A 12,456-nucleotide genomic window follows, 5' to 3' on the forward strand; every position below is an offset into this window, starting at 1 on the left:
AATATATTATGTTTTTTAGAAATGAGAAAGGGGCGCCAAGGCGCCCTTTTCCGGTACCCCTTTAACGGGTTCTATTCGAGAGACTGGAAATACGCGGCCAGCGCCGCGATCTCTTCGTCCGACAATCGGCTCGCCATCATCTGCATAACCGGATGCGGTCGCAGCTTGCGCTTGTAAGCATGCATGGCAATTACGAAATCTTCCTCGGGCCAACGCGTGATCGACGGGATCCCCTGGTCAGAGCCGTCCTGTTGGTGGCAGGTCTTGCATTCCGACGACAGGTATTCGCCGTATTCCGGGTCCCCGACAATCGCCAGGATCTCGGGCGGCAACTGCACCTCGTGCGCTGTCATGGTCGGGGCGGATTCCGGGATATCCTGCGGACTTGCGGTGTATTGCCGCAGGAAGGCCAGCACGTCATGGCGCTCTTGGGGGTCTTTGATCCCGCGAAATGACATCCGCGTGCCACTGACCAGGGCCTTGGGATTCTCGATATAGGCATCCAGGCGTTCCAGGTCCCAGACCAGCCCGTCCTGTGCCGCGCGTTGCAGGCCCTTGGAATAGAAGAAGCCTTCGATATCCGCGGCCTTGCGGCCAAAGATATTGTTCAGATGTGGCCCGGTACGGTTTTCAGCATCCTTGCCGACACGGTGACAGCCGACACATTTCTTGAACACCTGTTCCCCCCGGCCGGGGTCGCCGATGGCTTCGGCTTTTTCTTCGGCGTTGGCGCCACCGGCAAACGGCAGCAGCGTCAGCGCACCTGCATATAAAACAACCCACAGCGTCGCACGCACCTGGGGCATTGGATCACGAAAAAACAGTAGCGGGTCCTCCTCCTGCTATGACGGCAGCGGCCAGGAAATCTCCCGTTTCCTGACTGGATCCAAACACTGGGCAAAGCGCATCTTTGCACCGTCCGGACGCCGTTCATAAAAGACATTCTGAAGGAATGTTTTTGTCTGTCAACGCACGGCATGTCGCAGATATGGGCATTTCGCACATTTCTCTGGCAAAATGAAAAGGGCGGGGTTATCACCCCGCCCTTCTGACCCGTGCAGGGCCAGGACTGGCCCTGCGAGACGTTCAGATCAGTTGAACGTCTTGAGGTATTCGATGACGGCTGCGCGGTCGTCTTCTTTCTTCAGACCGGCAAAAGACATCTTGTTCTTCGGGATGTTGCCACGCGGATCGGCCAGATAGGCGTCCAGCGCTTCGACCGTCCAGATGCCACCGTGATCGGCCATAGCAGCCGAGTACTTGAAGCCATCGGCGCCACCGACAGCGCGGCCGACGATGCCGTTCAGTTCCGGACCGGTGCGGTGCTTGGCGCCGTCACCAACCTGGTGGCAGGCCTTGCACTTCTTGAACACGTTTTCGCCCTTGGCCGCCAGATCCGCGTCGATCGCGGCGGCAGCAACAGCAACCGGCTCTGCCGCGGCCGGAGCTTCTGCTGCCGGCTCAGCCGCTGCCATTTCGGTGGCCGGTGCTTCGGCCGGTTCCGCCATGGCTTCGTCTGCGGCACCTTCTTCTTCCGGGGTCACGTCCAGAACGGTCGCGCGCATCGTGATCTTCACCTCGGGCTTGCAGTTTTCCATGCAAGGCTCGGCACGCCACATGCTGTATTCCGCCTCGGCCCGGTCATCGATGATGAAGCCGTCCTTGTTCGGCATTTCGAAGTCCGCGAAGTTTTCCTTCGACAGCACGAAATCGTCATCCACCAGGTCGTTCGAATACAGGATGTACGCGACGATCGCATAGGTGTCGTCAGCCGACAGGGTCTGCGCGGCGCCAAACGGCATCGAGCGGTGGACATAGTCGAACACGGTCGACAGGTACGGCCAGTACGAGCCGACGGTCTTCAGCGGGTCCTTGTCGGCCAGCGTACCGTCACCACCGGCCAGTTTCGGCCAGTTGTCGACACCTTCCGCGAAGGAACCGTGGCAAACCGCGCAGTTGTCTTCGAACACGGTTTCACCGGTCAGAACGTCCCCCGACCCTTCCGGCAGGCCGGTGCCGTCGGGCGACACGTCCAGGTTCCACGCATCGATTTCTTCCGGCAGGGCGACACGGCCCAGACCGTACTTGCCCACGTGTTCCGGCGCCGCCTCGGCAGCGGCCACCAGCGAGAAGAACGGGTTGGCCTCGGTTGCTTCCAGTACCGGCGCGTCCGAAGGCAGCCCTTCGACGAAGCGATCAGCAAAGTTGTAGGCGCCGGTCAGAACGACGACCGTCGCGACGGTTGCACCGCCAAAGAGATTAAGAGACTTCGACATTTTCTGCCTCACCGTTCGATTTCACATGCCAGGTCTGGATGCAGTTGTTGTGATAGACCGAGTTCTCGCCACGCACTTCGCGCAGCATTGCCTTGGTGGGCTGAACATAGCCGGTCTCGTCCATTGCGCGCGACTGCAACAGCCACTCTTCGCCGTTCCACTCGGTTTCCAGGTAGAAACGGGTGACCGCCTTGGTCGCCCCCTGGGTGCTGCCCAGGCGCGCGGTCTGCCAGGTGATGCCACCGTCGGTCGACACATCGACGCGGGTGATACGGCCGTGGCCGGACCATGCCATGCCGGTGATGACGATCGGACCATGGCCATGCTTGATCGGCGACTGCGGGCTGGGCGAAGTCACAACCGACTTGGCGTCCATGACCCAGGTCCACTTGCGGCTGGTGCCATCGGCCAGGGTGTCGGTGTATTTCGAGGTCTCCTCGCGGCTTTCGACCGCCTGGTTGGTCACCTCGATGCGGCGCAGCCACTTGACCCACATGTTGCCTTCCCAACCGGGAACGACCAGGCGAACCGGATAGCCATGCTCCATGCGCAGCGCTTCGCCGTTGGCCTTGAAGGCCACCAGAACGTCGTCCAGCGCCTTTTCCATCGGGATCGAACGGCCGTTCGACGATGCGTCGGCACCTTCAACGTAAACCCACTTGTCCGCCAGGTCGCCCGCGGCGTCCAGGCCGGCTTCTTCCAGCAGGGTGCGCAGCGACACGCCGGAATATTCCATGTTGTGGATCATGCCGTGGGTGAACTGGGCGCCGTTCAGCTGGGCACCGGCCCATTCCATACCCGTGTTTGCCGCGCATTCGCAGAAATACACGTGGTTTTCACGCGGAAAACGCTCCAGGTCTTCGTAGGTAAAGACCAGCGGTGCATCAACGAGGCCGTTGATCATCAGACGATAGTCTTCTTTCTTCAGCTCGATCGCGCCCGAGTGGTGACGTTCAAACGCACAACCCTGCGGGGTGATCGTGCCGTCCAGCGCGTGGATCGGCGTGAAGTTGATCGAGGAAATCGGATCCGCGGTCAGCCACGGGACGTTGCGACGGATCACGTCGCTCTCGAACTCGATCGGCAGGCCATAGGGGGTTTCGTCAACCCCGGCGCCGGTGGCGCTGGCCCAATCCTGCACTTCGGTGATCAGCGGATCGGGCTCGGCCGCGCGGGCAAACCCCGCGGCAACGGTGCCCGCGCCGATGGCGGCTGCACCGGTCAGGAACTGACGGCGCGAAGCGCCCTTTCCCTTTGTCTCAGTCGTCATGTCTGGCTCCTTCTTTGGCAATGCTTACGCACCGACAACCGTAACGCTGTTGTTGGGCTCGAGCTTGATCGTGCCCTGTTTGCGGATGTGGCTTTCGACCACGTCCCAGATTTGCGGCCCTTCGGTCCCTTCGTTGACCGAGGCCCAGCCTGCAACCACGTAGGACTTGGACGGGTCGATCGCCTCGCCGGTCTTGAGCAGCGTCATTTCCGAAATGCGCTCGCCCTGCGGCTTGGTGATGTCGATCCGGTAGCCCATGCCGCCGATGCGGACCATGTCCCCGCCCTGCTGGTAATACGGGTCGGGGTTGAAGATGTTGTCGGCCACGTCTTCCAGGATCACCTTGATGAATTCGCCGGTCATTTCCGAACGATAGGCTTCACCGTAGGTCATCGAGGTGACGTTGAAGATGTCTTCGCGGGTGATGTCCTGGCCCGGCAGGATCGACGGACCCCAGCGCACGCCCGGCGACATCGCGATGTCTGCTTCACGCTCGGAAATCAGCGCATCGCAGATCAGATCGTCCCACGAACCGTTGAAGTTGCCGCGGCGATACAGCAGCGAATCGGTCTGGCCGATCACTTCCGACAGCTCGGCCTGGAACGGCGCGCGCTCGTCTTCGATGATCTTGGTGATGACAGGGTCCGGCGCGATCACGTCTGCGAAGATCGGGATCAGCTTGTGCTTGATGCCCATCATCTTGCCGTCGCGCACGTCCAGATCGACGCGGCTGACGAACTTGCCGTTCGACCCCGACGCGATGATGAAGGTGTTGCCGACCTGAACCGGTTCCGGCAGCGCGTCGTGGGTGTGGCCCGACAGGATCACGTCGATGCCGGTCACCACCGACGCCATCTGCTTGTCCACGTCGAACCCGTTGTGGCTCAGGCAGACAACCAGCTCGGCCCCGGCTTCGCGCACTTCGTCGACCATCGCCTGCATGTTCTCGTCGCGAATACCAAAGCTGTATTCCGGGAACATCCAGCGCGGGTTGGCGATCGGCATGTACGGGAAGGCCTGACCGATCACGGCAACCTTCACGCCACCACGCTCGAAGAACTTGTAGGGCTTGAACAGCTCTGCGGGTTCGTCCCACTCGGCGTCAAAGATGTTCTGACCCAGCGCGGCAAACGGCAGGCTTTCGACCAGTTCGTTCACGCGGCCCGACCCCAGGGTGAATTCCCAGTGGAAGGTCATCGCATCCGGCTTCAGCGCGTTCATCACGTTGACCATGTCCTGGCCTGCGGTCTTGTAGCAGGTCATGGAGCCGTGCCAGGTGTCGCCGCCGTCCAGCAGCAGCGCATCGGGGCGGTCGGCGCGGATCGCGTCGATCACCGTCGACATGCGGTCCAGACCACCGACACGGCCGTACATCTGGGCCAACGACGAGAAGTCGTTGTAGGTCAGCGCATAGGCGGAGGGAGAGCCGTCTGCGATACCATAGGCCTTGCGGAAATCCGCGCCGGTGATGTGGGGGACGGCCCCTTTGTTGCCGCCGACGCCGATGTTGATTTCCGGCTCGCGGAAATAGATCGGCACCATCTGAGCATGAATGTCGGTCACGTGGATCAGCGACACGTTACCAAACGTATCGAACTGAAGCAGTTGGTCCTGGGTCAGGCTTTGTTGTGCAGCCAGACGAGCCCAATTACCGAAACCGGAGGCGCCGACGATCGCCGAAGCGGCCATCGAAACCTGCAGAAAATCGCGTCTTGAGATCATGGGAGGGATCTTTCTTTAGCTTTCGCGACACACATGCGCATGTGTGAATTTGTTAGGTAGAAGAAACCCCGCGTCAATCAAGAACGCGGGGTCCCGGCGATTAGTTACGGACGGACGGACCTTCGACCGACAGGCCGTTGCCGCGCGATGCGACATACAGTTCCAGCGCGATGAACTCGGGCGAGCCTTCTTTGTAGGTCTCGGCACGGGTGTCACGAACGCAGCCCTTGAAACGGTTGTGTGCACCGTTCAGCTTGGCGTTTTTCAGACGGTACGCCGGGAAGCCGTTGATCTGACCCTGCGACAGGTGGTCTGCGCGGATGTAGTTGCCATAGTTCTGCTCGTGGCAGGACGCGCAGGACAGATCCAGGATACCGGTACGGGTGTAATAAAGTTCCTTACCCTTTTCCCAGGTTGCTGCCGCCGGACCGTCGATGGCGACGTTCACCGGCATACCGCGCGACACAGAGGCCAGCAGCGCTTCCATGGCGGTGGTGTCGCCACCGTCATATTTCCACGCGTCGGCACCCATGCGAGTGGTGCGGCAGTCGTTGATCTGCATCACCAGGGTACGGACTTCGCCAGCGCCTTCGTTCCACTTCGGATAGACGGCTTTCACGCCGGCCATGTCCTCGGGCTCGCCGTGGCAGGATGCGCAGGACTTGCCTTCCGATCCATCGACGGTGGCCCAGGTTTCACGTGCCTGATCGACAAAAATCATGCCGGGGTTGTCGAAGTCGTCCATTTCCATGGCCTGAGTTTCGTTATCGCGGAAATGCCAGCCAGAGATGATTTCGTCCAGGTGGCCGTCCAGATGCGCCGGGGCAGCGGTTTTGGTGACGATCTCGATATCGCCGTTGATCACCAGCGAGTCGTCGTCAGCGCCACCGGCGACGGCAACCGTCGACGTCAGCATCAGCGCGGCGACAGCGGTCAGTGCCTTGAATTTCATTATGTTGTTCCCTCCCATGAGATTGCCCTGCCCCCGCTGACCGGGGGCAGGACCAACGTCATCAGACGCTGACTTTTTTCGTATCTTCGTAGACAGAACCATCATCGTCGTACCAGGTGAACTTGAATTCACCGGCTTCGGGGACGGTTGCGTCGAACTGGAAATACGGGTTGGTCGAGATCGCCGGCTCCAGGGTGATGTCGATCACCGACTGGCCGTTATATTCACAAGTGAAGCGATTGATGATCGACCGCGGGATGATATTGCCGCTGCCGTCCTTGCGCTGACCCGATTCCATCGGGTGCGAAATCAGCGACTTGATGGTGATGACTTCACCAGCCGAGGCGCTCTTCGGGACCTTGACGCGGGGCTTAACACCAGATGCCATGTTCGTTTTCTCCTGGATATACCGATCAGCCGCCGCAGCCGCCGATGGTCACTTTAACGGTCTTGGAAGCGCGGGCGAACGTGCCGTCGGCCAGCTTGGCCACGGCGATCACGTCCTGCGTGCCTGCCAGACGAATGCGGGTGCTTGCAGTCTGATCACCCGCCAGCGGGCCGAAGTTGAAGGTTGCAACGCCCGGGGTCGGGTTGCCGGCGGCCAGAACCAGAATGGCCGATGCGCCGGGTGCCGAAACGTCGATCGGAACGGTGTTGCCGTTCTCGGCGATTTCCGGTGCGCCCAGTTCAACGCCGGTATCTGCCATTGCGGCACCACCGGTGAATGCGGCGATTGCGTCGTCTGCCGATGCGTTTGCACGGAAGGGCAGGACGGTCATCAGCGCCGCGCCGGCACCGATTGCCAGCGTCTCGCGACGGGTAAACTCCATCATGTATCTCCTCAAGGTTTGGGGAAGCGTTTAGTCTTTCAACGTCATCAGGTAAGCGACGACATCTTCGATTTCCTGAGCACTCAGGATCGGCGCGATCGGCATTTTAGCCGCCTTGCCGGTGTAGCCATCGCCGGGACGGGTGAAGCCAGAGGTGCGATAGAACGCAGGCATCACCGACCCTTCGAAGGTCATCTTGGCATTGATGACGATCCCGCGCAGTTCCGCTTCGGTGCGGACGTCGCCGGTGCCGTCAAGGGTCGGACCCACTTCACCGTGGAACGGCTGGTCCTTAAGTGCGGTGACTTCGTGGCAAGCGATGCAGTTGCCCAGACCACGGTTGTACATGATCTTGGCACCGTTTGCGGCATCGCCAGGAACGCCGGTAAGCGATGCCTCGACTTCACCGTATTCGCCAAACACCACGTCGTCCGGTGCGACAGGGTTTGCCAGTGCGGTGGTCGCAGCGAAAGCCGCTGCGATCGAAATAACTGTAAGCCTCATATTCCCTCCCTAGGCTTGACCGATGATTTTCGGATTCTTCGGCTGGTGTATACCGTAGGCCACCGTGGGGGCCTTTCGCAACATCAAATTCACTTCTGTGAATTAGTGATCCGATTTGTCGCGGGTCACTCCGTTGACCCGTTCGCCCGTTCCGAGATTCGGCGCGCATGGTAGCGCTGGAAATCTTCCCCGTTATCAAGCTCGTAACGCTTCTCCAGAACCCAGGTGAACATGTCGTTCGTGGTCCCCTTGCCAAAGGCGCCGGGCATCACCACGACGGCGGCTTCGGCTGCGGACAGGCCTTCGGGCACCTCTTCGGGCATGAACATGATGTTCGGCGTGAACATCACGCGCCATTTCCGCGCCATGTCCTTTTCCGACAAGGCTTCGCCATCGAAATCAATGACTTCGGTGTCGCCATGCAGGTTCAGCTGCACCGCAAAGAAGTTCTCGTCGATAAAGGCGTTCAGGTCGGGGTCGGAAAACACCTCTTCATGCATCTTCTTGCAATAGATGCATCCACGCTGTTCGAAGAACAGCACCAGGCGCTTGCCTTCGGCATTGGCCTCGGCCAGATCCTCGCGCATGTCCTTGAACGTGTCATGGAAAAACGGCTCCTTGTGCAGCCCGTCATCGCCGATCTCGACCGCCCAGACGGGCATCGCCATCAGCGCCGCAGCAACTGTCAGTGCAAAACGTTTCATGGTCGGCTCTCCCTCCATAGTCTGAAAATTAGCCCAGGTTCCCGAACGACGGGAACGTGGCGATCATCCAGTCCGAGATGATGTTCACCGAATCGGTCGCGATCAGGATCGCGAACAGAATCAGCATGGCACCCATGATCTTCTCGGCATGGTTGAGATATTTGCGGTTCCGCTGCATCCAGGCAAGAAACGGTTTCGCGAACAACGAAGCGATGACGAACGGCCCTGTCATGCCCAGCCCGAACACCGCCAGCAAAAGCGCCCCCTGCAGGATGTCGCCCATGCCCGAGGCGATCATCAGGATCGTCGCCAGCACCGGTCCGACACAGGCCGTCCAGCCGAATCCGAATGCCAGCCCCATGACATAGGCGCCCAGCACGGTGGTCGGGTCGGTCTTCGCCTCGACGCGCTTCTCGTTATACAGAAAGCCGATCTTGATGATCCCCAGGAAATGCAGCCCGAACAGGAAGATCACCGCCGCCGCGACATAGCTCAGCGGGCGTTTCCAGTCGGCGAATGCCTGCCCGAGCGCGGTGGCGCCCATGCCCAGCAGCATGAAGATCGTGGTCACGCCCAGCGCGAACATGATGGCCGAAACAACCAGCCTGCGCTGCGCCCCGGGGGCGATTCCGCCCTCCTCGCGCAGTTCGGACATGGATATACCCGCCATGTAGCACAGGTAAAACGGCACCATCGGCAGGATGCAGGGCGTGAAAAACGCCCCCAGCCCTGCCAAGAACGCGCCGACATATGATATGTCGAACATGACCCCTCCCTTGATCAATTCACATATTCAGATTATGTTGTGGGTTATACCTTGGTCAATCGGTGGCGTGATGTTCGCGAAAAGAATTCTGACACTGGCCACCGCCGCGTGGTGCCTTGCAGCCCAGGTCGTTGCGGCCGAACCGCAGCTTGTCATGGTCTCGCAGCCCGGCTGCGCCTATTGCGAGGCGTGGGAACGCACGATCGGTCCGATCTATCCCAAGACCCCTGAAGGCAAGTTCGCCCCCCTGGTCCATGCCAACAAGCGCAGCGGCCCGCCCGAAGGCATCACATATGCCCGCAAGGTCAATTTCACGCCGACCTTCATCCTGGTTGACGATGGCGCCGAAATCGACAGAATCGAAGGCTATCCAGGCGAAGACTTCTTTTGGGGGCTGTTGGGCATGATGCTTGAAAAGCACACGGATTTTTCCAAAGGTGGCTCCTGATCGCCGCACGCGCAGGACGTGAACGCATGCCCCTTCCCGTGATCCACAACGGACTGACAGACGACGAACTCGAAGAAATCGTCGACAAGGCGACCACGGCCTCGTCCTTCCTCAAGGCGATCAGCCACGAAGGGCGGCTGATGATTCTGTGCTACCTCGTCTCGGGCGAAAAGACCGTCACCGAACTCGAAGAACTGCTCTCTGCCCGGCAGGCCGCCGTGTCTCAGCAACTGTCGCGACTCAGACTCGAAGGCCTGGTCGTGCCCCGCCGCGACGGCAAGGCGATCTATTACCGGCTGGCCGATCCGCGCCCGACAAAGATGCTGGAAACGGTCTATGACCTGTTTTGCGGCGACGAGGCCGACAAAACGTGATTGCAGGGGCACTTGCCCTTGTCTGCGTACAGCCGCATACTGAAAACTCGTTTTTCCTAGGTCAGGGCGGAAGGAGGCCCCGGCAAAGATGCTTTTCGATCTTCTGTCAGAGTCGAACCTCGCCGCGCTTGTCGGCCTTGGAGGCGGCATCCTTCTGGGTCTGGCCGCGCGTCTTGGCCGGTTCTGCACGCTCGGCGCGATCGAGGACTATCTTTACGGCGGCACGGACGTGCGCCTGCGGATGTGGGGCATTGCTATTGGCGTTGCCGTCATCGGCAGTTTTTCCCTGATGGCGAGCGGCTACCTGACCGACCGCGAAACCTATTATCTGTCGATCCGCTGGATGCCGCTCGCCTCTGTCGTCGGTGGCCTGTTGTTCGGCTATGGCATGGCGCTGGCTGGCAACTGTGGCTTCGGTGCCATCGCCCGGCTGGGCGGCGGCGACCTGCGCAGTTTCGTCATCGTTCTGGTGATGGGCGTATCGGCCTTCGTGGTGCTGAACGGCCCGTTCGCCCCCCTGCGCGCCGCCATCTTCCCGCAAACCGATGTCCTGCCCGATGAAATCCCGCCCGGCATCGCCCACTACCTTGGTGCCGCAACCGGCATGTCCGCCAATACGGTCGGCATCGTGATCGGTGTGCTGATCCTGGGCTTTTCCCTGCTGTCCCCGGGCCTGCGCAAGAAACCGGCGCAGATCTTCTGGTCGGCCGTGGTGGGCCTTGGCATCCTGTCGGGCTGGGCCGGCACCCAGTGGATCGCCAACACCGGGTTCGAGGCGATCCCGGTGGTCTCGCACAGCTTCTCGGCCCCCGTGGGGGACACCATCCTGTGGTGGATGACCGGCAGCGCCCGGCCCCTCAGCTTTGCGGTGGGCTCGGTCGCGGGCATCTGGGGCGGCGCCTTCATCGGCTCGCTGATCCGCGGCCATTTCCGCTGGGAAGCCTGCGAAGACCCGCGCGAACTGCGCCGCCAGATCATCGGCGCGGCGATCATGGGCGTCGGCGCGGTCATCGCGCTTGGCTGCACCGTGGGCCAGGGCCTGTCGGCGATGTCGGTCCTCGCGGTCTCGGCCCCGATCACCATGGCGGCGATCTTCGCCGGCGCGGCGCTTGGCCTGCGCCAGTTGATCGTCGGCTTCCAGCCCGCCGAATAACCGCTCTCCTGCCGGCACCGACCCGCCCGCGCAAGGCGCACGCCATGCGCATGGGATGTGCATAGGCTGTGCATGCAATGTGCCCCCCGTTTTCCGGGCCGGGCCGCCGGTTCCCACTGGACAAGTTTTCGCGCTGTGGCAAACGTGGCGCCATGGATCTGCACGCCCGTTACCCCGCCCTGTCCGACCTCAAGTCCCGCGCCCGGCGCCGGATGCCGTGGTTCGTCTGGGAATACCTCGAAAGCGCCACGGGAACCGAAGCCACCCAGCGCCGCAACCGCCAGAAGCTCGACGAAGTGCTGCTGATGCCCTCGATCCTGCACGGCGAACTGACCCCGGACCTCGGCGTATCCCTGCTGGGCCGCGACGTTCCCCTGCCCTTCGGCGTCAGCCCGGTCGGCATGTCCGGCCTGTTCTGGCCCGATGCCGAACGCCGCCTGGCCCGCGCCGCCACCCGGGCCGGCCTGCCCTACGGCCTGTCCACCGTCGCCTCCCGAACGCCCGAGGACCTGTCGCCCTGCATCGACGGCAACGGCTGGTTCCAGATGTACCCGCCACGCGACGAAGACATCCGCCGCAACATGCTGCAACGCGCGAAAAACGCAGGCTTTTCCACGCTCGTGCTGACCGTCGACGTGCCCGTCGCCTCGCGCCGCGAACGGCAGGTCCGCTCCGGCCTGACCTCGCCCCCCCGGCTGACCTCGCGGCTGCTGTGGCAGGTGGCGCAACGCCCGGCCTGGGCCCTGGGCACCGCGCGGTTTGGTATGCCCCGGATGCGGCTGATCGACGACTACGCCGGTCAGATCACCGGACTGGGCTCAACCCAGCACGCCGGCTACCTGCTGCGCACCTCGCCCGACTGGGACTACCTGCGCTGGCTGCGTGACGCCTGGGATGGCCCGCTTGTGGTCAAGGGGGTGCTCAACGTCGCCGACGTGCCCCGGCTCGACTCCGAGGGCGTCGACGCGATCTGGCTGTCGAACCACGCCGGCCGCCAGTTCGACGCCGCCCCGGCCCCGATCGAAGTCCTGCCCGCGATCCGCACCACCACGCCCCTGCCCCTGATCGTCGACAGCGGCATCGAAGGCGGCCTCGACATTCTCCGCGCCTTCGCCCTCGGCGCCAACTTCGTGATGATGGGCCGCGCCTGGCATTACGCGCTGGCGGCCCTCGGCGACGCCGGCCCGCCGCACCTCATCGACATGCTGAAAAAGGATCTTGAGGCCAACATGGGCCAGCTTGGCTGCGCCCGCCTGTCCGACCTGCCAGCCCGGCTGGTGCCCGCGCCGTGACGAATGGCTGGGCTCCCCCCGTAACCCTTTCATCTTTCTTCAAATACTCAAATCCAACACCGCAACCTGTCACCGCACCGGGCAGATTGCGGCGCAACACCACGTTGCGAAATGTTACAGAAATCTTACACCTGCCCCCCAGCAGGCTTGCGCTGCACTGCGGCG

14 protein-coding genes are annotated in these 12,456 nt (G+C 61.9%); 4 read left to right on the forward strand and 10 right to left on the reverse strand.

The genetic code is table 11. The features are described 5' to 3' along the window. Nucleotides 1-71 precede the first annotated feature (71 nt). From VK792_RS03870 to VK792_RS03915, 10 genes are all read right to left on the reverse strand, one after another. Nucleotides 72-806 carry a c-type cytochrome gene (locus tag VK792_RS03870; protein ID WP_326296033.1) on the reverse strand — a complete coding sequence of 245 codons (735 nt, stop codon included), beginning with the start codon at nt 804-806 and terminating at the stop codon, nt 72-74. Nucleotides 807-1,091: 285 nt separating this feature from the next. After that, nucleotides 1,092-2,276, reverse strand: a complete 1,185-nt coding sequence (locus VK792_RS03875) for a c-type cytochrome (protein WP_326296034.1) — start codon at nt 2,274-2,276, stop codon at nt 1,092-1,094. Next, nucleotides 2,260-3,546 carry a sulfite dehydrogenase gene (gene soxC / locus VK792_RS03880; protein WP_326296035.1) on the reverse strand — a complete coding sequence of 429 codons (1,287 nt, stop codon included), beginning with the start codon at nt 3,544-3,546 and terminating at the stop codon, nt 2,260-2,262. Before soxC ends, VK792_RS03875 begins: the two co-directional genes overlap by 17 nt. Nucleotides 3,547-3,570: 24 nt before the next feature. Next, nucleotides 3,571-5,268 (reverse strand): thiosulfohydrolase SoxB, encoded by a 1,698-nt coding sequence (gene soxB, locus VK792_RS03885; protein ID WP_326296036.1) that lies wholly within the window; start codon nt 5,266-5,268, stop codon nt 3,571-3,573. A 100-nt stretch (nt 5,269-5,368) separates the two neighbouring features. Continuing rightward, on the reverse strand, nt 5,369-6,220 hold the full coding sequence (gene soxA, locus VK792_RS03890) for a sulfur oxidation c-type cytochrome SoxA (RefSeq protein WP_326296037.1): 852 nt from the start codon (nt 6,218-6,220) through the stop codon (nt 5,369-5,371). A 61-nt stretch (nt 6,221-6,281) separates the two neighbouring features. Beyond that, entirely contained in the window at nt 6,282-6,608 is a 327-nt protein-coding gene (gene soxZ, locus VK792_RS03895; RefSeq protein WP_326296038.1) for a thiosulfate oxidation carrier complex protein SoxZ, read from the reverse strand. Between the two features lie 25 nt (nt 6,609-6,633). Continuing rightward, nucleotides 6,634-7,050 carry a thiosulfate oxidation carrier protein SoxY gene (soxY, locus tag VK792_RS03900; protein ID WP_326296064.1) on the reverse strand — a complete coding sequence of 139 codons (417 nt, stop codon included), beginning with the start codon at nt 7,048-7,050 and terminating at the stop codon, nt 6,634-6,636. Between the two features lie 30 nt (nt 7,051-7,080). Beyond that, nucleotides 7,081-7,554: a sulfur oxidation c-type cytochrome SoxX gene (gene soxX / locus VK792_RS03905; RefSeq protein WP_326296039.1), complete on the reverse strand. Its 474-nt coding sequence runs from the start codon at nt 7,552-7,554 to the stop codon at nt 7,081-7,083. A gap of 125 nt (nt 7,555-7,679) precedes the next feature. Next, on the reverse strand, nt 7,680-8,258 hold the full coding sequence (locus tag VK792_RS03910; RefSeq protein ID WP_326296040.1) for a thioredoxin family protein: 579 nt from the start codon (nt 8,256-8,258) through the stop codon (nt 7,680-7,682). 28 nt (nt 8,259-8,286) lie between these two features. Then, nucleotides 8,287-9,024 carry a cytochrome c biogenesis CcdA family protein gene (locus VK792_RS03915; RefSeq protein WP_326296041.1) on the reverse strand — a complete coding sequence of 246 codons (738 nt, stop codon included), beginning with the start codon at nt 9,022-9,024 and terminating at the stop codon, nt 8,287-8,289. On the opposite strand from VK792_RS03915, the gene VK792_RS03920 reads away from it, so the two are divergent. The 4 genes from VK792_RS03920 (at nt 9,023) to VK792_RS03935 (ending at nt 12,291) form a co-directional block, all read left to right on the forward strand. Further along, nucleotides 9,023-9,472, forward strand: a complete 450-nt coding sequence (locus VK792_RS03920) for a thioredoxin fold domain-containing protein (protein ID WP_326296042.1) — start codon at nt 9,023-9,025, stop codon at nt 9,470-9,472. The genes VK792_RS03915 and VK792_RS03920 overlap by 2 nt on opposite strands. A 26-nt stretch (nt 9,473-9,498) precedes the next feature. Next, complete coding sequence (locus VK792_RS03925; RefSeq protein ID WP_326296043.1) at nt 9,499-9,846, forward strand: ArsR/SmtB family transcription factor; 348 nt, start codon at nt 9,499-9,501, stop codon at nt 9,844-9,846. A gap of 88 nt (nt 9,847-9,934) precedes the next feature. After that, nucleotides 9,935-10,999 (forward strand): YeeE/YedE family protein, encoded by a 1,065-nt coding sequence (locus VK792_RS03930; protein WP_326296044.1) that lies wholly within the window; start codon nt 9,935-9,937, stop codon nt 10,997-10,999. A 152-nt stretch (nt 11,000-11,151) separates the two neighbouring features. Continuing rightward, nucleotides 11,152-12,291 (forward strand): alpha-hydroxy acid oxidase, encoded by a 1,140-nt coding sequence (locus tag VK792_RS03935; RefSeq protein WP_326296045.1) that lies wholly within the window; start codon nt 11,152-11,154, stop codon nt 12,289-12,291. Nucleotides 12,292-12,456 lie beyond the last annotated feature (165 nt).

The organism is Mesobacterium hydrothermale (assembly GCF_035818635.1).
GTDB lineage: Bacteria > Pseudomonadota > Alphaproteobacteria > Rhodobacterales > Rhodobacteraceae > Mesobacterium_A > Mesobacterium_A hydrothermale.